Here is a 21,019-nt window from a genome sequence, read left to right as displayed (position 1 = left end):
GTATAACACATGTTTTTTTGAAAATTTCACAGTATATACAAAATTTTTATAAAAATAACGCACAGGTCAAAACTAAAAAGAATTTTTAAACACTTAATAATTAATTAAATATTTTTATAAAAAATAAATTATTATATTTAAAAAAATATATAAATGAAGGCGATATAAATATTATTGACCATAAAAAAATTATATCATGAATTATAGATGTTATGTTTAAAAATTTTACAACAAGAAATATTATAAATTACAATAAACACTAATACTAAGATTTAAAATAAAAATAAACTTTAGAATGAGAAAAAATAAATAATAATTTAGACATTAATTTACTATGTTTTAAAAAATATAATATCATGTTATTAATTAGATTTAATTATCAAATTGTTTAATAATGATTTTTTTTTAATAAAATTAAAAATTAATTTTATATGAAAAAAATTTATCACATAAAACCAAACTTTGAATTAAATTAAAATAATTTCTAATTATTTAATTAAAAACTTTTATATCAAGTAAAAACAAAAAACTTTCCTCAGAATAGTTATTCTGAGGAAAGATACTTTAAAATTGATTCAAAACTGTTTTAATAAAATAAATTTTTTATTACATCATTCCGCCCATGCCACCCATTCCTCCTGCAGGAGAAGAATTGGAATCAGAAGATTTATCTTCTTTTGGTAAATCAGTTACCATACATTCTGTTGTTATCATTAAACCAGCAACAGAAGCAGCATATTGTAAAGCAGAACGTGTAACTTTAGTAGGATCTAATATACCAAAATCTATCATGTCACCATATTCATCTGTAGCAGCGTTGTAACCATAGTTACCTTTTCCATCTTTAACGTTGTTAGTAACTACAGAAGGTTCTTCACCAGAATTGGAAACAATTTGACGTAAAGGAGCTTCCATTGCACGTAAAGCAACACGAATACCTACGTTTTGATCTTCATTTTGACCACGTAAATTAGATATTTTTCCTGCTACGCGTACTAATGCAACACCACCCCCGGCAACTACTCCTTCTTCTACGGCTGCACGAGTAGCATGTAAAGCATCTTCAACGCGAGCTTTCTTTTCTTTCATTTCTACTTCTGTAGCTGCACCCACTTTAAGTACTGCAACTCCTCCTGATAATTTAGCTAAACGCTCATTTAGTTTTTCTTTATCATAATCAGAAGTAGCTTCTTGAACTTCTTGACGAATTTGACTAATACGACTTTGAATTGAGTGTTTTTCTCCTACACCACCTATTATGGTTGTAGTATCTTTACTAATAACAACACGTTTTGCTTGTCCTAAATCTTCTAAAGTAGATTTTTCTAATTCCATAGCTAATTCTTCAGAAATAACAGAACCGCCAGTAAGAATTGCAATATCCTGCAACATAGCTTTCCGACGATCACCAAATCCAGGAGCTTTTACTGCGGCTACTTTTACGATTCCTCTCATAGAATTAACTACTAATGTAGCTAAAGCTTCACCTTCTAGATCTTCTGAAATAATTAATAATGGTTTTCCTGATTTTGCAACAGATTCTAATATTGGTAACATTTCACGAACATTAGATATTTTTTTATCAGCCATTAAAATATACGGATTTTCTAATTCAACAATGCCTGTTTCTGGCTTGTTAATAAAATATGGAGATAAATAACCTCGATCAAATTGCATACCTTTAACGACTTCAAGTTCATCCTGAAGACCAGTACCTTCTTCTACTGTAATTACTCCATCATTACCAACTTTTTCCATTGCTTCTGAAATTAAAGAGCCAACTTTTTCATCTGCATTTGCAGATATAGTTCCAACTTGCGTAATTGCTTTAGAATCAGAACATGGTACAGATAAATTTTTCAACTCTTCTACAGCACTAATAACAGCTTTATCAATTCCACGTTTAAGATCCATTGGATTCATTCCAGCTGCTACTGCTTTTAAGCCTTCATTTACTATAGATTGGGCTAATAATGTCGCTGTTGTAGTACCATCACCTGCTGCATCATTTGCTTTTGATGCAACTTCTTTTACCATTTGAGCTCCCATGTTTTCGAATTTATCTTCTAATTCAATTTCACGAGCTACTGATACACCATCTTTAGTAATACTAGGCGCTCCAAAAGATTTATCTAGAACAACATTTCTACCTTTTGGCCCTAAAGTTACTTTAACTGCATCTGCTAAAACATTAACTCCACGAAGCATTTTAATTCGGGCTTCGTTTCCGAATTTCACATCTTTAGCGGCCATTTGACATTCCCTTAAATAAATTTTTCAATGGATATAGCATATAGTTTACTATTCAACAATTGCTAAAATGTCACTTTCAGTCAAAATTAATAATTCTTCATTATCAATTTTTTCAGTTTTTGCACCATAACCTTCATTAAAAATAACAGTATCACCAACTTTAACATCTAATGGTTTAATTTCTCCATTATCTAAAACGCGACCTTTCCCTACAGCAGTGACTGTTCCTCGAGTCGATTTTCCTGCAGCAGAACCTGTTAGCACAATACCGCCTGCAGATTTTAATTCAACTTCTTGACGTTTAACAAGCACACGATCATGCAATGGACGAATTTTCATATGATAATGCTCCTGTGAATAATCTTCCTTAATTATTTTAAAAATTATTTTTTAATTTAATATGTTCTCTTATAAATATAGGGATCTTTATTAAAACTTTCAAGGGTAAAAATTATTTTTTTATTGTTTTGTTTATTAAAATTTATTTTTTAAAAATTTAAAAACTAATTATTAATTGATATAAATAAAAAAATAATTATAGTATTTTCATAATAAAAAACATTGACAATCTTTTATATTTGATGATTTAATATAAAAAAAGCCCGGATAGCTCAGTTGGTAGAGCAGGGGACTGAAAATCCCCGTGTCGGTGGTTCAATTCCGCCTCCGGGCATATTATAATTTATAGTCTATTTACCAATGCAAAAGCTAGAAAAAATATCTTTTAATAAATCTTCAGAAGTAAACCGACCAGTTATTTCACCTAAAAATCTATTCATACTATTTAAAGATTCTGCTAACAATTCAATATTTTCAGAAATTTTCCAATTATTTTCAGCGAATAAGAACTCGTTATATGCTAAATCTAATTGTTTAACATGACGACGACGAGCAATAAAAACACTTTCTTTGTTTATATTTTTTTCAATTTTTGCAATATGCTCACGTAATATATCAACACCTTGACCTGTATGTGCTGATAGACTTATAAACGACAAACCATCTATATTTTTTATGCCAAATTCATCTTTTACTAAATCATTTTTATTTAAAATAAACGTTACTGGAATACTATCATTAGAAATATTTTTTCTAAATTCATCACATATTTTTTTTCTTTTTCGTTTACTCAATGTTTTATCAATAACAAAAAGAACATGATCAGATTTTCTGATTGCTTCCCAAGCACGGATAATTCCAATGTTTTCTACTTTGTTATTTGTATTTCGTAAACCAGCAGTATCAATTAATTCAAAAACAATACCATTGATGCTAATATGCTCATAAAGAAGATCTCGTGTAGTTCCGGGTACATCAGTTACTATAGCTCTATCAGAATGCGATAAAATATTTAATAAACTCGATTTTCCTGCATTAGGAAGACCTGCAATTACTATTTTTTTCCCTTCTCTTAATAAACTTCCATCTAAAATTATATTTTTTAATTTTGCGAACTTATTATGTATTTTTCTAAATTTTACATCAACTATATTTTTAATATTAATATTAATTTCTTCTTCTGAAAAATCTATACTAGATTCTATATTAATACGTAATTTAATAATTGAATTTATTAGTTCTGTAATAAAAAAAGAAAAATTCCCTTGTAATGAATTTAATGAAGCTCGAATAGATAATTCTGTTTCCGAATTAATTAAATCATCTATAGACTCGGCTTGAATTAAATCCATTTTTCCATTTAAAAAAGCACGTTCAGAAAATTCTCCCGGTTTAGCCATCCTAATATTTTTAATAGATAAAATTCTTTTCATTAATAAATCAATTATTACTGGACTACCATGACCTTGTAATTCTAATACATCTTCACCTGTAAATGAACAAGGAGCAGGAAACCATAAAGATATACCTTTATCTAATGCTTTTCCCTCCTTATCTAAAAAATCTGAATAAGTAGCAAATCTTGCTGAAGGCATTTTTCCTAAAATTTCTATAGCAACTATCTTTGCTTGAACACCAGATATTCTTATTATTCCAACAGCACTTTTTCCTGGACATGTAACTTGAGCAATAATCGTTTCATTATAAATCATAAAATATTTTCTTCGTGTAGATTAGAAATTAAATAAGTTTAAACAATGATTATTTAAAAAATTTATCTATTTTTTTCTAATTTAGATAAGATAAACTTTTGTTGTATAATAGTCACTAAATTGCTGATTATATAATATAAAACTAATCCTGAAGGAAACCATAAAAAAAATACGGTAAAAATCACAGGCATAAAATTCATAATCTTTTTTTGAAATGGATCAGAAATGTGATTAGTAGACGATGTCTTTTGAATGAAAAACATTGTTAAACCCATTATTATAGGCAAAACATAATATGGATCCTGACTCGATAAATCATGAATCCATAATAAAAAAGGAGCATGACGTAATTCAACAGATCCTATAAGCATATAATAAAGAGATAAAAAAATTGGCATTTGAATAAAAATAGGTAAAAATCCACCCAAAGGATTTATTTTTTCTTTTTTATATAAAAGCATCATTTCTTGACTAATACGTTGTTTATCATTTGAAAATTTTTCTTTTATCTCCTTTATTTTTGGTTGTAATGCACGCATTTTTGCCATAGAAATATATTGTGCTTTTGTTAGAGGATAAGTTATAGCTTTCATAATAAAGGTAATTAAAATGATAGAAAAACCCCAATTCCCTACAATATTATATAATATAGTTAATAATTTAAACAATGGCTGAGATAAAAACCAGAGCCAACCATAATCAACTGTCAAGTCTAAATTTGGTGCAATAGATTTCATTTCATTTTGTATTTCAGGACCAATCCATAGTTTTGATTTTATAATAGATCTAGTATTAGGTAAGATACTAATTGAAGGAGACTTATATCCAATTGCAGCGATATCATGATCTAGACTAGAGGTATATATTGTATTTTGACCTAAATTTTGAGGAATCCAAGCAACTGCAAAATATTGTTGCAACATTGCTATCCATCCATTTTCAGTCATAATATGCAAGTTTTTATTATTAGAAATCATATCAAATTTATATTTTTCATACTTATTATCAACACTCGAATAAGCAGCTCCACGAAAAGTTTGAAGAGCGAAATTACCACTATAAATATTACGTTTTTTAGGCAGATTAATTGTTTGTTTTATCTGTCCAAACATATTTACTTTCAAAGTTTCTTTGCTTGAATTATAAATATCATATTCTATTTCTATATCATATCTATTGGGTTTGAGAATAAAGGTTTTTATATAAATCACACCATTTTTACCCACCCATTTTATAGGGACACGTAATTCTTTTTTATTATCTTCTAATGAAAAAAATTTTTTATTAGAAAAATATAATGGTCTACTATGATTTACTGAATTATCAGGACCATCTTTTCCAATGAGTCCACTTTGTGCCTGATAAACAAAATCAGATGCAGTTTCAAGTAATTTAAAAGGTTTAGATGAATGTAGTTTATCTTTATATGCAAGTAAAGATGCTTCTTCTATGTCTCCACCATACATATTAACCACTAAACTGATTACATTGTTTTTAATAAAAATTTGCTTTTCATTTTTTTTGGTATCAATAGAATGAAACATGGGAACTGTTTTTTCATTTGTTTTGTTATTTAAAAATGATTGACTTTGCCATGCTTGCCAAAGTAAAAAAGAAACAAATAAAAAAGCAAAAATAAAAAAATTACGTTGTACTTCCATAATTAATATTCACTTTTATCTTTAATATTTAAAGGTAAATAATTTTATTCACCTATATCTAAAGGATGTTATTTTAATTACCATAGAATCATTAAAATTACATTGAAACTAAATAATATACTCAAAATATACAGAATAAAAAATTTTATATTATATTTATACCGAGATAATTTCTATTGAATAAAAATCAAATTATCTATAATAATTCGCCCACAAACTATTCAGCATATCTATTATGTTCTTATTATTTAAACAAAGAATATTTTTTTTCGCTATCACCACAAAATCCATGAAAAGCAATTTGTATTGCAATAAACGAAAAGTTTCTCGAACTAATCGTTTAATTAAATTTCGATTATGAGCATATTTAATATTTTTTCGGGGAATGCTAAGACCCAATCTGGGATATCCTAATAAATTAAAACGTCCTAAAATACTTATTTCTAAAGTATTTTTTTTTTTAAAGGTTTTTTAAAAACATCTTGAAAATTTATGGAATTAGATAATCGTAGTTTTTTTTTAAAGAAATAATTAAGCACAATATTAACCTGCTATTTACTAGAAACAGTTAAACGAGTTCTTAATTTAGCACGTCTTCGTGATAAAATATAACGACCATTTTTTGTTGCCATACGAATTCTAAATCCATGTGAACGATTGCGTTTTAATACTGATGGTTGAAAAGTTCGTTTCATTTTAATGTTTACCTGACTATTTTATATTAAATATAATTTATAAGATTCACTTTTACTAAGAGTAATTATTCTCAATGATATAGTCAATGAACTTTGTTAAAATCATTAAATATGGAAAAAAATTAATAATAATATTTATTCATTAAAATACATTCAACATTGACTTATCTAAAAAAATATTTTTAATTTTGTATTCTGGTATGATAACTATATTTTATTTATAAATATAACAGTAGATCTAAAAATCACTTCTTTAGATAAAAAAATATCTCAAAAATATATTATATCCTTTTCGTTATACTCACCAATCTTAGATTGTATAGCTTTTAATGTAAAAAAATATAATTTTATATAAAAACTTATATAAAATTAAGATGATGTATATCAAAGTAAAAGTATAAAAAACAATAACTTTCAAATTTTATTTTTTATTAATTGTGTTCGCTTGGAGTCTACCGTGTCACTTTGTCTTTGGAAACAGTGTCTTGACCGGTTACAGAATGAGCTACCAACTACAGAGTTTAGTATGTGGATACGCTCTCTGAAGGCCAAACTAAACAATAACATTTTAGAAATATATGCTCCAAATAAATTTGTTTTGGATTGGGTAAAAGATAAATACTTAATTCGCTTTAAAAAAATACTGCAAGATGTTTGCGGTTCTAATTCTCCATCAATAAAATTTGAAATATATCAAATTTATAAAGAAAAAAAACTAAAAAAAAATATTTCGAAGAATTCTTTTAATAAAAAACTAATCTGGTCTAAGATCCCAGCATGTAAAAATTTTCCTTATCGTTCTAATATTAATAAAAAACATAATTTTGAAAATTTTATAGAAGGAAAATCTAATCAACTGGCACGATCTGTAGCGTTTCAAGCAGCAAAAAACCCTGGAAATTCTTATAATCCATTATTCTTATATGGTGCAACAGGACTAGGAAAAACTCATTTGCTGCATGCTATAGGAAATGAAATCTTAGCATATAAATATGACATTAAAATCATTTTCATGAATTCCGAACGTTTTGTACAAGATATGGTAAAAGCGTTAAAAAATAATGCTATTGAAAAATTTAAATTATATTATCGTTCTGTTGATGCATTATTAATTGATGACATTCAATTTTTTGCATATAAAGAACGTTCACAAGAAGAATTCTTTCATACATTCAATGCTCTATTAGAAGGAAATCAACAAATCATCTTAACTTCTGACCGTTATCCTAAGGAAATTAATGGAGTTGAAGATCGTCTTAAATCAAGATTTAGTTGGGGTCTTACTGTTGCTATAGATCCACCAGAAATAGAAACAAGAGTCGCTATTCTTATAAAAAAAGCTGACGAAAATAATGTTTCATTATCTAATGAAGTAGCTTTCTTTATTGCTAAAAATTTACGTTCTAATGTACGAGAATTAGAAGGTGCTCTTAATCGAGTTATTGTTAACTCTCGTTTTACTCATCGTGCTATTACTGTAGATTTTGTTCGTGAAGCGCTTCGAGATATACTGGCTCTACAAGAAAAACTAATTACCATTGATAATATTCAAAAAACAGTTGCAGAATATTATAAAATTAAAGTTACTGATCTATTATCGAAAAAACGTTCACGTTCAATAGCTCGTCCAAGACAAATGGCAATGGCAATGATAAAAAAATTAACTAATCATAGTTTGCCTGAAATTGGAGATGCTTTTAGCGGTAGAGATCATACAACAGTACTACATGCATGTCGTAAAATCGAACAATTACGAGAAGAAAGTAACGATATTAAAAAAGATTTTTTAAATTTAATCAGAACTCTATCAGTGTAATCATATGAAATTTATTATAAAAAAAAATATTTTAATTAAACATTTACAAAAAATAAGTCGCTTGCTTATAAAAAATAATTCTTTTCCTGTTTTAGAAAATATATTAATTACTGTAAAAAATGGAATTTTATCATTAACAGCTACTAATTTAGAAATAGAATTAATTGCTACTATTAAATTATCTACAGACTATATAGCAGGCAGCACAACAATTTCAGGTCGAAAACTTTTAGATATTTGTCGAAATTCATTGGATTTATCAGATATACAAATGCAACTAAATAAAAATAAAATGCATATTATTTCTGATAACAGCAGTTATATATTAACCACCTTGCCTTCTGATAACTTTCCAAATAATCATAACTTTCATCATATTGCAGAATTTTTTATATCTTCAAACGTTTTAAAAGAAATGATAGAAAAAACTCAATTTTCTATGGGTAAACAAGATGTACGATATTACCTTAATGGCATGTTATTAGAAATAACAGATAAATCACTTTATACAGTAGCTACAGATGGTTATCGTCTTGGAATTTCAAAAACCATTCTACAAGAAAATACAGTTCCTTTTTCAATAATTATCCCGAGAAAAGGAGTTATCGAACTATATAGATTATTAAATATTCCAACGCAACTAATACGAATTTTAGTTGGAAAAAATAATATCAGAATATATATAGAAGATCTCATTTTTACTGCACAATTAATTGAAGGACAATATCCTGATTATAAAAGTGTTTTGCTTCAAACAAGAAATCATTTTATTACCTTTAATTCTAAATTATTAAAACAATCACTATTACGTGCGGCTATTTTATCTCATGAAAAATTTTGTGGAGTAGAAATTCATATCAGAAATAATCAATTTAAAGTATTATCTGATAATCAAGAAGAAGAAACAGCAGAAGATACATTTAATATAAATTATACTGGAGATGAAGTAGAAATATCAATTAATGTGTATTATATACTAGAAATATTAAATTCTATTACTAGTGAAAATATTATTTTATTTTTAAATAATTCTAATAATTCAATACAAATTGAAGCAGAAAATGATGATTCAACATTATATGTTGTAATGTTATTAAAACGTTAAATATTGTAAACACTGCATGTAAAATATAAAAAATAATTCAGAATAATTTCAATATCATTTCTTTTTTATAACAATATAAAATTAATTGATTATTATTTTGCTTAAAAAGATCATAGGAAAAATTATGAAGAATACATATAACTCTTCTAATATTAAAATTTTAAGAGGATTAGATGCTGTTCGTAAAAGACCAGGCATGTATATTGGAGATACAGATGATGGTAGTGGGTTACATCATATGGTTTTTGAAATAGTAGACAATTCCATAGATGAAGCATTATCAGGTTATTGCAAGGAAATAATAGTAACTATTCATTCAGATAATTCAGTTTCTGTAAAAGATAATGGTAGAGGTATACCTACAGATATTCATCCTGAAGAAAATATTTCAGCTGCAGAAGTAATTATGACAGTCTTACATTCAGGTGGAAAATTTGATAATTCTTCATATCAAATATCAGGAGGATTACATGGTGTAGGAATATCAGTTGTTAATGCTTTATCAGAAAAATTAGAATTGATAATTTATAAAAATAAAAAAAAATATCAACAAATATATAGAAATGGAAAACCGGAAAATCCTCTTTCTGCTATTGGAGCAACTGATTTAACAGGTACATATATAAGATTCTGGCCAAGCTATAAAACTTTTACCAATAATATTAAATTTCAATATGAAATCTTGTCTAAACGTTTACGCGAACTATCTTTTCTTAATTCAAATATTGCTATTCATTTAGAAGATAATAGAACTAATATTAAAAATTGCTACCACTATAAAGGAGGTATCAAAGCATTTATTAAATTCTTAAACAAAAAAAAAACACCTATTCATTCGCACATATTCTATTTTCGATCTATAAAAGATCAAATAGAGCTAGAAATTGCTATGCAATGGAGTAATTCCCATCAAGAGAATATATTGTGTTTTACAAATAACATACCGCAAAAAGATGGTGGAACACATTTAGCTGGTTTTCGTTCTGGTATGACACGAACATTAAATCTACATATAGAAAGAGAAGGATATAATAAAAAAAGTAAAACTACTATAATAGGTGAAGATGTACGTGAAGGATTAACAGCTATTATATCAATTAAAATACCTGATCCAAAATTTTCATCTCAAACTAAAGATAAGTTAGTCTCTTCTGAAGCAAGATCAGTCATAGAATCATTAATTAATGAAAACCTTATTGAATATCTTTTAGAAAATCCTTCTGACTCAAAATCTATTATTCAAAAAATTATTAATGCTGCTAAAATCAGAGATGCAGCACGACGAGCTAGAGAAATCAACAAAAGAAAGAATATATTAGATCTAGGTGCTTTACCTGGAAAATTATCTGACTGTCAAGAAAATAATCCTAAATTTTCTGAAATTTATTTAGTGGAAGGTGATTCAGCAGGTGGTTCTGCTAAACAGGGAAGAAATAGAAAAAATCAAGCTATTCTTCCTCTTAAAGGAAAAATATTAAATGTTGAAAAAGCAAAATTCGATAAAATGATTCTCTCTCAAGAAGTCGCTTCTCTTATCACTGCATTAGGATGTGGAATTGGTAAAAACGAATATAATATAGATAAATTAAGGTATCACTATATTATTATAATGACAGATGCTGATGTAGATGGTGCACATATCCGTACACTTCTCTTAACTTTTTTTTATCGTCAATTACCTGAGTTAATTGAAAAAGGATATATTTACATTGCACAACCTCCATTATATAAACTAAAAAAAGGAAAAAAAGAAGAATATATCAAAAACGATACAGAGATGAATAAGTATCAAATTAAAAATGCTTTAAAAGATCTTACCTTAAAAAGCAAAAATAATTCTGATATTAATGAAAACCTAAAAAAATTTAAAAAGATCATATCCGAATATCATTTTATGCAAATTTTTATGGAAAAAAGTAAACATTATTTTCCAAAATTAGTATTTAACGAACTAATTTATCATACTCATTTATCTGATTTAAAAGACATTAAAATAGTAGAAGAATGGATAAAAAAACTAGCAGAAAATTTAAACAAAAATGATAAAAGTAATAGTTATTATTCAACAGAAATCAAAAAGAATTTTGATCAAAATATATTTGAACCTACTATAAAAATATCTAGATATGCATACCATAAAAAATATGAATTTAAAGAAGAATTTTTAAAGAGCAAGGAATACTTATTAATTACTAATTTAGGTGAAAAATTTAGAAAATATTTTTCAAATGAAGTTCTAGTGGAAAAATCAGGATATTTCTATAAAATAGATAATATAAAAAATACACTGGAGTGGTTAATTAAACAATCTAAACGCGGGGTATTTATACAAAGATATAAAGGATTAGGAGAAATGAATCCAGAACAATTATGGAATACAACGATGAATCCTGAAACTAGAAATATGCTTCAAGTAACTGTTAAAGACGCAGTTTCTGCTAATAATTTATTCAATACTCTTATGGGAGATGCAGTAGAACCTAGGAGAAAATTTATAGAAAACAACGCTTTAAAAGCAGAAAATATTGATGTTTAAAAAGATTTTTAATATTTAAAATATAAATTTTTAAAATATTTGCGGCAGGAAAAAACCAGCCGCGAAAGATTGTTTGTCATTTAAATTTATCCATCATTTCAAGTACTCTTAATTTTGCAATTTCTTTAGAAATTTGCAATAAAATGTCATCTCTATTAATGTTTATGTCTTTATTTTTAATATATTTTTCAGCGTTTTTTTTTGTTTTTAAAATACGGTTCCGATCTAAATCAACAGCACGAATAACAACATCTGCTAAAATAGATACAATAGAAGGTTGAACTTCTAATATACCTCCTGATATATAAAGACATTCTTCTTTTTTATCTGATTTATGAGAAATGTATACTATTCCAGGTTTAATTATACTCAATAATTGAGTATGTCCGGGATAAATACCGAGTTCTCCCTCACTTCCAGAAACTCGTATTTTTTTTACAAAACCAGAAAATATACGTTTTTTTACGCTCACTATATCTAAATAAAAATCCATAAAATATCCTATTCATCTTAAAAAATTATATTTTTTTTGCTTTCTCTATCACTTCCTCAATAGAACCTACCATATAAAATGCTTGTTCTGGTAAAGAATCAAATTCACCTTCTATAATCCCTTTAAAAGCGCGAATATTATCTTTCAATGAAACATATTTACCTGGAGAACCAGTAAAAACTTCTGCAACAAAAAAAGGCTGAGATAAAAATTTTTGTATTTTTCGTGCTCGTGATACTAATAATTTATCTTTTTCTGCAAGTTCATCCATACCTAAAATAGCAATAATATCTTTTAATTCTTGATACCTTTGTAATATTGACTGTACACCTAATGCGGTTTCATAATGTTCGTCTCCTACAATATAAGGATCTAATTGACGACTTGTTGAATTTAATGGATCAATAGCAGGATAGATTCCTAATGATGCTATTTGACGACTTAATGTAACTGTAGAATCTAAATGTGCAAATGTTGTTGCTGGCGAAGGATCTGTTAAATCATCAGCAGGGACATATACAGCTTGAACAGAAGTAATTGAACCTTTTTTTGTTGATGTAATTCTTTCCTGAAGAAGACCCATTTCTTCTGCTAAAGTCGGTTGATAACCTACTGCAGATGGCATACGACCAAGTAAGGCAGAAACTTCTGTACCTGCTAATGTATAACGATATATATTATCAATGAATAATAAGACATCTTTCCCTTCATCACGAAATTTTTCTGCAATAGTAAGACCTGTAAAAGCAACTCGTAATCTATTCCCTGGAGGTTCATTCATTTGTCCATATACAAGAGAAACTTTATCTAAAACTTTAGAATCATTCATTTCATGATAAAAATCATTTCCTTCTCGAGTTCTTTCACCTACTCCTGTAAAAACTGAATAACCAGAATGTTCCACAGCAATATTCCGAATTAGTTCCATCATATTAACTGTTTTTCCTACACCTGCCCCTCCAAATAAACCAACTTTTCCACCTTTTGAAAAAGGACAAATTAAATCAATGACTTTTATTCCAGTTTCTAATATTTCTCTAGAACTAGCTTGTTCTTTATAAATTGGAGGTGAACGATGAATTTCCCAATATTCAATTTCAGAAAAATCTTTATTTTTCAATGATCCTTTATTATCTATTGTTTCACCCAATACATTGATTATACGCCCTAGTGTTGCTTCTCCTACAGGAACTTTTATATAGTGTCCAAGATCAGTAACAACTAAACCTCGTTTTAAACCATTAGACGAACCCATGGCAATAGTTCGTACAACACCTGCACCTAATTGTTGCTGTACTTCTAAAATTAGTTTATATTGCTGATTTTTAACTTCTAAGGCGTTATATATTTTCGGCACTGAATCTTGATTAAATTCTACATCGACTACAGCACCAATAATTTGGATAATTTTTCCAGTAGCCATTATTTTAAAACCTCTAACTAATTTTAATCCATTGAAACTGCTGATGCACCTGCAACAATTTCAGTTAATTCTTGAGTAATATTAGCCTGACGAACTTTATTATAGACTAACTGTAATTCTTTAATACGATTGCCACTATTATCTGTAGCTGTTTTCATTGCAATCATACGAGCAGCTTGTTCACTTGCTATATTTTCTAAAATACTTTGATATACTTGAGATTCTATATATCGATTAAACAATGTATCTAAAATTAATTTTGATTCCGGTTCGTATAAATAATCCCAATTATTACTTCTTATATCATTAACATTTTTTTTAGAAAATGGCAATAACTGCGTAACTCTAGGATACTGTAGCATTTTATTATGAAATTTGTTATAAGCAATAAAAATTTTATCAATCTGTTTATATTCATATGCTTTTAATATAATTTCAACAGAATTAATTAATTTTTCTAATCGAGGATTTTCTCCCAAATTAGTTACTTTTGCAAGAATATTACTTTCAAATAGTTTAAATACAGATAAACTTTTTAAACCAAATAATATCAAATCACATGGAATATTTATTCTAGCAAATTCTTGAATTTTAAATAGTACTTGTTTAAAAAGATTAGTATTTAAACTTCCGCACAATCCCCTATCAGTAGATATTACAATTATGCCAATACGTTTAGTTTTTCTTTTTTCTAAATAACAATGTTTGTATTCTAAACTTCCTTGTGTAACATGATCAATGACTTTTCTAATAATATCAGAATATGGTCGACCAAATTTCATTCTTTGTTCAGTTTTCCTCATTTTAGAAACTGCAACCATTTCCATAGCTTTAGTAATTTTTCTCGTATTAATAACACTAATAATTTGATTTCTTATTTCTTTTGTACTAGTCACTATTTTCTCTTTTTAACTTATTAATTATATTTTTTTAAAATTTATTTTTTTTAAAATCAGTAATTAATTTTATAAATTCTTTTTCTATAGAAATATTAAAATCGCCTGTTTTATTAATTCGTCTTATTAAATCAGAATAATGGTTCTTAGCATATATCAATATTTCTCTTTCAAATCTAGTTATTTGATCTATAGAAACATCATCAAGAAAATTGTTTTCTGCAACAAAAAGTATCAGACCTTGTTCAGCTATAGAAATAGGTGAATACTGTTTTTGTTTTAATAATTCTGTGATCTTCTGACCATAATCTAATTGTTTTCTAGTCGTATCATCTAAATCAGATGCAAATTGTGAAAATGCTGCAAGTTCTTGATATTGTGCTAATGCTGTACGAATCCCAGAAGACAATTTTTTAATTATTATACTTTGTGCAGCACTTCCTACCCGAGAAACTGATATACCAGGATTTACGGCAGGACGAATACCTGAATTAAATAAATTTGATTCTAAAAAAATTTGACCATCAGTAATAGAAATTACATTAGTAGGAACAAAAGCAGAAACATCTCCAGATTGTGTTTCAATAATAGGTAAAGCTGTAATTGAACCTGTTTTTCCAATAATTTTATTTTTAGTTATTTTTTGTACATATTCTGCAGAAATCCGAGATGCTCTTTCTAATAAACGGGAATGAAGATAAAATATATCTCCTGGAAAAGCTTCTCTACCAGGTGGTCTACGTAATAATAAAGAAATTTGACGATAAGCTATTGCATGTTTTGAAAGATCATCATAAACAATTAAAGCATCTTCTCCTCGATTTCGAAAAAATTCTGCTATTGCACAACCAGAATATGGAGCTAAATATTGTAAAGCTGCTGCTTCTGCAGCAGAAGCTACTACTATAACTGTATTAGATAAAGAATCATTTTCTTCTAATTTTCTAACCACATTAATAATTGTAGAAAGTTTTTGTCCAATAGCAACATAAACACATTTAATACCTGACTTTTTCTGATTAATAATTGTATCTATTGCAAGTGCTGTTTTTCCTGTTTGTCTATCACCAATAATCAATTCACGTTGTCCTCGACCAATAGGAATCATTGCGTCAATAACTTTATAACCTGTTTGTATTGGCTCATTAATCGATTGCCTATCAATTACACCAGGTGCATCTGCTTCTATTGGAAAATAACAATCATTTTTTATAGCACTTTTTCCATCAATAGGAAAACCTAATGCATTTACTACTCGACCTAAGAAATTATAACCAACCGGAACTTCTAGTATTTTCCCTGTGCACTGTACTTTAGTTCCTTCAGTAATATGAACATAAGGTCCCATGACCACGGCACCGATTGTATCTCTTTCTATATTTAAAGCAATCGCATATTCATTGTTAGGCAATAAAATCATCTCTCCTAACATGACATCAGAAAGACCATTTATTCTTAAAATACCATCACTTACAGAAATAATAGAACCTTCAGTATATGATTGATTAAAAACTTCAAATTGAGCTATTCTTTCTTTAATTAATTTACTGATTTCTGTAGAATTTAATCTCATGTATTATTATTCTCTTAAAAATTTAAAGCATCAGATAATTGTTTAAGATGGTTTTGACCAGATAGATCAAAAACAGTATCATCCACCTTTATAATTATACCATCAAGCATATCAGGTTCCACTTTACATATTAATTTAGCTTTTCTTAAAAAGAACTGTTCTAATATTTTTCTTATTTTAACAATTTGTTTTTCTTTTAAAAAAAATGCCGATCTTAACTCAATAATTATAATTTTTTTATGACACGCTTCTAATTTTAGAAATTGTTCTAGTATGTTATCTAATATTTTAAGACGTTGATTGTCAGCTAATAATTTTATTAAATTTTTTGCATTTTCATTAATTACATCACTACTAATTGTAATAAATACTAATGATAAATATTGAGGCGAAAGCGAACCTGATAAAAAATTTCTGACTTTTTTACAAGAAGCAATCATTTTAATAAAAATTAAAATATTTTTCCATTCTTCAATTTTATTATTTTCGATAGCAGTTTCAAAAATTGCTTGAGCATAAGGTCTAGAAACAGTATCTATTGCTGACATTAATTTTTCACCTGTGATAAAGAAACAATTAATTGATCTAATAAATTTTGATTATCATCTTTAGAAATATTTTTTTTAATGATTTTTTCTGCTATAGAAACAGATAAATCTACTACTTCTTTATGTAAATTTTTACGTGCATGCATAATAGAAATTTCGATTTCTGACTGAGCATTTGAAAGAATCTTTTTAGCTTCTTCTAAAGCATCTTTTCTTGCTTCTTCTAAAATTAACGTTTTTTGTTTATTTGCTTCGTTTAAAATATTCGATGCTTTTTGTTTAGCCTCAATGATATCTTTCTGTATTTTTTTTTCAAGAATACATAATTCATCCTGAGCTTTTTTTGAATTGATCAATGATTCTTCAATTTCTTTTTGTCTAGTTTCAATAGTTAAAATAATAGGAGGCCAAATATATTTCATACAAAACCAGACAAATAAAACAAATGAAATAGCTTGTCCAAGAATTGTCGCATTAAGATTCACAATAATGCACCTTTTATATCAAGATAAAAATTAATCTTTACGTTATCTAAAAAAACGTAAAGATTTTATTATAGTAATCTAATATAATATATTTTTTACAAAAAAAATCACAATAAAAAAATTATGAAATAGCAAAAAGCATATATAAACCCAAACCTACAGCAATCATTGGAATCGCATCAACTAATCCCATAACAACAAAAAACTGTGTTCTTAATAACGGAACTAAATCAGGTTGTCTAGCAGCTCCCTCTAAAAATTTACTACCTAAAATCCCAATGCCGATTGCTGCTCCAATTGATGCTAATCCAACCATTATAGCCACTGCTATATAAAGCATGTCAACATTTAAATTTTCCATTAGAAACTCCAGTTTTTAATAAAATCACGATAGATTTTAATCTCTATGAGATTGAGAAGCCATTGATAAATATACAATAGTTAATACCATAAAAATAAAAGCCTGTAGTGAAATTATTAAAATATGAAAAATAGCCCATGGTACATTTAAAAAACATTGTGACCACCATGGAAGCAAACCTGCAATTAAAATAAAAATCATTTCACCTGCGTACATGTTTCCAAACAATCGCAATCCTAAAGAAATTGGTTTAGAAAGCAATGATACAAATTCTAATATGAAATTAAAAATAAAAAATACAGGATGGTTAAAAGGTTGTAAAGTAAGTTCTTTGAAAAAACCCATACATCCTTTTATTTTAATAGTATAAAATAAAATCAAAATAAAAACCCCAAGTGACATTGATAATGTAATATTAATATCAGCAGAAGGTACAATTCGAATAGCTGGCAAATCAAATGCTTTTTCAGAAATAAATGGAAAAAAATCAATTGGTACTAAATCCATTAAATTCATTAAAAAAACCCAAACAAATACTGTTAATGACAAAGGTGCAATAAGAGAATTTTTACCTTGATACATGCTTTGTACATTTGAATTTACAAATTCAAAAATTAATTCAATTGCAGTTTGCAATTTATTTGGTACACCTCTAGTAATTTTTTTTCCTACTATATAAAAAACACCTAAAAACAAACTGCCAAGCACAAGAGAAAAAATTATTGAATCAATATTTAAAGTCCAATAATGAGAAGAAAACGTGCCTGGTTTAACAATTTGAAAATAACGTAAATCTATCTGTAAATGATTTAAATGATGACTAATATATTTTTGAGGATCAGATATCTTTTCTAAAATCATAGTGTTCTCTCATATTTTTATAATTTTAAAAAAAATTATACAATAACAAAAATACATTCAGCAAACCGTTAATATTTAAGGGTTTAAAACAAATTTGGAAAATTATTATGTATTTTAAATTGCTTAAAATCAAATTTTAATTTTTAAACATTATAGTAAAATTGATTAAAAAATACACATTCAATAATTATATACTATAAAAAATTTTTATAAGATTCTTTTTTTAAATAAATTAATAAAATTGATATAGCAGCTGGTGTAATACCTGAAATTCGTGATGCTTGACCAATAGAAACAGGTTTATAATCATTCAATTTTTTAGCTACCTCAGAAGATAAACCTTTTATTTTATTGTAATCGCAAGTAAGTGGCAAGAAAGTATTTTCATTTTTTAAATGTCGCTCAATTTCTTCTGATTGTCGTTTAATATAACCCGCATATTTAATTTCATTTTCTATTTGTTCTATAGCTTCTAAATCAGAAATGCCGATTTCGAACACTTTTAAAATTTGCAAATTGCTATATCTAACTTCTGGTCGTTTTAATAATTCAACTATACTTGTTTCTTTGATTACATTGATATTACATACTTGATTTAAGGTATGAGCATCAGAAGATAAAGGACGTATTTTCATTTTTTTCAAACGCTTTTTTTCCGTTTTAATATTTAATACTTTTTCATTATAACGAATCCATCTTAAATTATTTACCAAACCAAACTTATAACCAATTTCAGTTAAACGTAAATCTGCATTATCTTCTCTTAATGTTAATCGATATTCTGCACGTGAAGTAAACATTCGATATGGTTCTTTCGTCCCTTGAGTTGTAAGATCATCTATTAAAACACCTAAATAAGCTTGATCACGCCTAGGAAACCAACCTTCAGAATTCATAGAATTTAATCCTGCATTTAAACCTGCTAATAATCCTTGTGAAGCCGCTTCTTCATAACCAGTAGTACCGTTAATTTGACCAGCAAAAAATAATCCTTTAATTAATTTGCTTTCTAAAGTTAAATTTAAATCTTTTGGATCAAAAAAATCGTATTCGATAGCATATCCGGGACTTATAATTTTAGATCTTTCTAAACCTTTTATAGAATTTACTATTTTTTTTTGAATTTCTAATGGAAGACTAGTTGAAATACCATTAGGATATATTTTAATACTAGATAATCCTTCAGGTTCTAAAAATATTTGATGTGATTTTCTATCAGGAAAGCGTACAACTTTATCTTCAATAGAAGGACAATAACGAGGTCCTAAACCCTTTAAAAAACCTTTATATATTGGACTCTTATGTAAATTTTCACGTATTATATCATGTGTTTTTTCATTAGTATGTGTCAGATAACATGGTATCTGTTTAGGATGATGTGAAGCATCTCCCATAAATGAAAAAACTGGAACAGGAACATCACCATTTTGAATAAATAAATCATCAAAATTGATACTATTAAGATCAATTCGAGGTGGTGTTCCAGTCTTTAATCGATTTACTTGCAAAGATAATTCTCTTAAACGAACAGATAAATCTACAGAAGATTTCCCTCCCATTCTGCCAGCAGAATAGCTATTTAATCCTATATGTATTTTACCACCTAAAAAAGTACCTGTTGCTAACACAACTGATCTTGAATAAAAATTAATTTCATTTTGTGTTAATACACCAATAACAGTATAATTTTTAAAAATTAAATCTTTAACTTCCTCTTCTAAAATCAATAAATTATTCTGTTTTTTCAATATTCTTTTAACGGTTTTATGATACAAGAATCTATCAGCTTGAGCTCTAGTAGATCTTACAGCAGGACCTTTGCTAGAATTTAAAATTCTAAATTGAATACCTGAATAATCAATAGCTTCAGCCATTACCCCACCTAATGCATCTATTTCTTTTACTAAATGACTTTTTCCTATTCCACCAATTGCTGGATTACATGATAACACACCTAAATCTGTAATTTTTTGAGTTAATAATAATGTTTTACAACCCATTCTTGCTGAAGCCATCGCAGCCTCAGTACCAGCATGTCCTGCTCCAATAACAATGACATCAAAATTTTTTAAGTTCAACATGTAAAAAACCTTTTTCAAAATTTAAAAATATTTAAATAACATTCATCTTTCATTCAAGATAACACATGTTAATATTAAAAATAAGATCTTAAAAGAAAGATCTTTTTTCTTTTCTTTAAGATTTAAATTCAAAAGATAAAAAAAATAATATTAATTATTATTATTATTAGTAAAGACAAAA

At 27.1% G+C, this 21,019-nt stretch carries 18 protein-coding genes and 1 tRNA gene; 4 read left to right on the top strand and 15 right to left on the bottom strand.

Annotated elements, in window-relative coordinates; all coding sequences use genetic code 11:
* Positions 1–606: 606 nt before the first annotated feature.
* Both groL and D9V71_RS00090 read right to left on the bottom strand, forming a co-directional pair.
* Positions 607–2,253: a chaperonin GroEL gene (gene groL, locus D9V71_RS00095; RefSeq protein ID WP_158340372.1), complete on the bottom strand. Its 1,647-nt coding sequence runs from the start codon at positions 2,251–2,253 to the stop codon at positions 607–609.
* A gap of 48 nt (positions 2,254–2,301) precedes the next feature.
* Complete coding sequence (locus tag D9V71_RS00090; RefSeq protein ID WP_158340371.1) at positions 2,302–2,592, bottom strand: co-chaperone GroES; 291 nt, start codon at positions 2,590–2,592, stop codon at positions 2,302–2,304.
* Positions 2,593–2,853: 261 nt separating this feature from the next.
* Here D9V71_RS00090 and D9V71_RS00085 point away from each other — a divergent pair.
* Positions 2,854–2,926, top strand: a tRNA-Phe gene (locus D9V71_RS00085).
* A gap of 16 nt (positions 2,927–2,942) precedes the next feature.
* Here the strand turns inward: D9V71_RS00085 and mnmE are convergent.
* From mnmE to rpmH, 4 genes are all read right to left on the bottom strand, one after another.
* Entirely contained in the window at positions 2,943–4,304 is a 1,362-nt protein-coding gene (gene mnmE, locus D9V71_RS00080) for a tRNA uridine-5-carboxymethylaminomethyl(34) synthesis GTPase MnmE (protein ID WP_158340370.1), read from the bottom strand.
* Positions 4,305–4,366: 62 nt separating this feature from the next.
* The gene (yidC, locus tag D9V71_RS00075) at positions 4,367–5,965 is read right to left on the bottom strand and encodes a membrane protein insertase YidC (protein WP_158340369.1); all 1,599 of its coding nucleotides are present in this window, start codon (positions 5,963–5,965) and stop codon (positions 4,367–4,369) included.
* A 192-nt stretch (positions 5,966–6,157) separates the two neighbouring features.
* Positions 6,158–6,400, bottom strand: coding sequence for a ribonuclease P protein component (rnpA, locus tag D9V71_RS03120; protein ID WP_347877305.1), 243 nt, complete (start codon positions 6,398–6,400; stop codon positions 6,158–6,160).
* 116 nt (positions 6,401–6,516) lie between these two features.
* Positions 6,517–6,660, bottom strand: coding sequence for a 50S ribosomal protein L34 (gene rpmH, locus D9V71_RS00065; protein ID WP_025368677.1), 144 nt, complete (start codon positions 6,658–6,660; stop codon positions 6,517–6,519).
* A 457-nt stretch (positions 6,661–7,117) separates the two neighbouring features.
* Here rpmH and dnaA point away from each other — a divergent pair, with 457 nt between their 5' ends.
* The 3 genes from dnaA (at position 7,118) to gyrB (ending at position 12,117) form a co-directional block, all read left to right on the top strand.
* Positions 7,118–8,476 carry a chromosomal replication initiator protein DnaA gene (gene dnaA / locus D9V71_RS00060; protein WP_158340368.1) on the top strand — a complete coding sequence of 453 codons (1,359 nt, stop codon included), beginning with the start codon at positions 7,118–7,120 and terminating at the stop codon, positions 8,474–8,476.
* Between the two features lie 4 nt (positions 8,477–8,480).
* Positions 8,481–9,581: a DNA polymerase III subunit beta gene (gene dnaN / locus D9V71_RS00055; protein ID WP_158340367.1), complete on the top strand. Its 1,101-nt coding sequence runs from the start codon at positions 8,481–8,483 to the stop codon at positions 9,579–9,581.
* A gap of 124 nt (positions 9,582–9,705) precedes the next feature.
* A complete protein-coding gene (gene gyrB / locus D9V71_RS00050) occupies positions 9,706–12,117 on the top strand; it encodes a DNA topoisomerase (ATP-hydrolyzing) subunit B (RefSeq protein ID WP_158340366.1) in 2,412 nt (803 codons plus the stop codon).
* Positions 12,118–12,193: 76 nt separating this feature from the next.
* Here gyrB and D9V71_RS00045 read toward each other — a convergent pair whose 3' ends face one another.
* The 9 genes from D9V71_RS00045 to mnmG all read right to left on the bottom strand — a co-directional run bounded on the left by D9V71_RS00045 (position 12,194) and on the right by mnmG (position 20,838).
* Positions 12,194–12,610 (bottom strand): F0F1 ATP synthase subunit epsilon, encoded by a 417-nt coding sequence (locus D9V71_RS00045; protein WP_158340365.1) that lies wholly within the window; start codon positions 12,608–12,610, stop codon positions 12,194–12,196.
* Between the two features lie 25 nt (positions 12,611–12,635).
* Positions 12,636–14,033, bottom strand: coding sequence for a F0F1 ATP synthase subunit beta (gene atpD, locus D9V71_RS00040; protein ID WP_158340364.1), 1,398 nt, complete (start codon positions 14,031–14,033; stop codon positions 12,636–12,638).
* Positions 14,034–14,056: 23 nt separating this feature from the next.
* On the bottom strand, positions 14,057–14,929 hold the full coding sequence (atpG, locus tag D9V71_RS00035) for a F0F1 ATP synthase subunit gamma (RefSeq protein WP_158340363.1): 873 nt from the start codon (positions 14,927–14,929) through the stop codon (positions 14,057–14,059).
* A gap of 34 nt (positions 14,930–14,963) precedes the next feature.
* Positions 14,964–16,502 (bottom strand): F0F1 ATP synthase subunit alpha, encoded by a 1,539-nt coding sequence (gene atpA, locus D9V71_RS00030; protein WP_158340362.1) that lies wholly within the window; start codon positions 16,500–16,502, stop codon positions 14,964–14,966.
* A 14-nt stretch (positions 16,503–16,516) separates the two neighbouring features.
* Positions 16,517–17,050: a F0F1 ATP synthase subunit delta gene (locus D9V71_RS00025; protein ID WP_158340361.1), complete on the bottom strand. Its 534-nt coding sequence runs from the start codon at positions 17,048–17,050 to the stop codon at positions 16,517–16,519.
* Positions 17,050–17,535: a F0F1 ATP synthase subunit B gene (locus tag D9V71_RS00020; protein ID WP_158340360.1), complete on the bottom strand. Its 486-nt coding sequence runs from the start codon at positions 17,533–17,535 to the stop codon at positions 17,050–17,052. Before D9V71_RS00020 ends, D9V71_RS00025 begins: the two co-directional genes overlap by 1 nt.
* Before the next feature lie 121 nt (positions 17,536–17,656).
* Positions 17,657–17,896, bottom strand: coding sequence for a F0F1 ATP synthase subunit C (atpE, locus tag D9V71_RS00015; protein WP_158337861.1), 240 nt, complete (start codon positions 17,894–17,896; stop codon positions 17,657–17,659).
* A gap of 36 nt (positions 17,897–17,932) precedes the next feature.
* Complete coding sequence (gene atpB, locus D9V71_RS00010) at positions 17,933–18,757, bottom strand: F0F1 ATP synthase subunit A (protein ID WP_158340359.1); 825 nt, start codon at positions 18,755–18,757, stop codon at positions 17,933–17,935.
* Positions 18,758–18,951: 194 nt separating this feature from the next.
* Complete coding sequence (mnmG, locus tag D9V71_RS00005; RefSeq protein ID WP_158340358.1) at positions 18,952–20,838, bottom strand: tRNA uridine-5-carboxymethylaminomethyl(34) synthesis enzyme MnmG; 1,887 nt, start codon at positions 20,836–20,838, stop codon at positions 18,952–18,954.
* Positions 20,839–21,019 lie beyond the last annotated feature (181 nt).

This window comes from Buchnera aphidicola (Macrosiphum euphorbiae) (assembly GCF_005237295.1).
GTDB classification, from domain to species: domain Bacteria; phylum Pseudomonadota; class Gammaproteobacteria; order Enterobacterales; family Enterobacteriaceae; genus Buchnera; species Buchnera aphidicola_AP.
Note: the sequence above shows the minus strand (reverse complement) of the source record. Positions and strands in the feature narration are given on the sequence as shown.

Bases quoted from the DNA above. Each gene is read 5' to 3' on its own strand.
- D9V71_RS00025 (WP_158340361.1), bottom strand. From the start codon at position 17,050: ATGTCAGCAATAGATACTGTTTCTAGACCTTATGCTCAAGCAATTTTT.
- D9V71_RS00090 (WP_158340371.1), bottom strand. From the start codon at position 2,592: ATGAAAATTCGTCCATTGCATGATCGTGTGCTTGTTAAACGTCAAGAA.
- atpE (WP_158337861.1), bottom strand. From the start codon at position 17,896: ATGGAAAATTTAAATGTTGACATGCTTTATATAGCAGTGGCTATAATG.
- gyrB (WP_158340366.1), top strand. From the start codon at position 9,706: ATGAAGAATACATATAACTCTTCTAATATTAAAATTTTAAGAGGATTA.
- groL (WP_158340372.1), bottom strand. From the start codon at position 2,253: ATGGCCGCTAAAGATGTGAAATTCGGAAACGAAGCCCGAATTAAAATG.
- dnaN (WP_158340367.1), top strand. From the start codon at position 8,481: ATGAAATTTATTATAAAAAAAAATATTTTAATTAAACATTTACAAAAA.
- D9V71_RS00045 (WP_158340365.1), bottom strand. From the start codon at position 12,610: ATGGATTTTTATTTAGATATAGTGAGCGTAAAAAAACGTATATTTTCT.
- yidC (WP_158340369.1), bottom strand. From the start codon at position 5,965: ATGGAAGTACAACGTAATTTTTTTATTTTTGCTTTTTTATTTGTTTCT.
- atpB (WP_158340359.1), bottom strand. From the start codon at position 18,757: ATGATTTTAGAAAAGATATCTGATCCTCAAAAATATATTAGTCATCAT.
- rpmH (WP_025368677.1), bottom strand. From the start codon at position 6,660: ATGAAACGAACTTTTCAACCATCAGTATTAAAACGCAATCGTTCACAT.
- atpD (WP_158340364.1), bottom strand. From the start codon at position 14,033: ATGGCTACTGGAAAAATTATCCAAATTATTGGTGCTGTAGTCGATGTA.
- mnmE (WP_158340370.1), bottom strand. From the start codon at position 4,304: ATGATTTATAATGAAACGATTATTGCTCAAGTTACATGTCCAGGAAAA.
- atpA (WP_158340362.1), bottom strand. From the start codon at position 16,502: ATGAGATTAAATTCTACAGAAATCAGTAAATTAATTAAAGAAAGAATA.
- mnmG (WP_158340358.1), bottom strand. From the start codon at position 20,838: ATGTTGAACTTAAAAAATTTTGATGTCATTGTTATTGGAGCAGGACAT.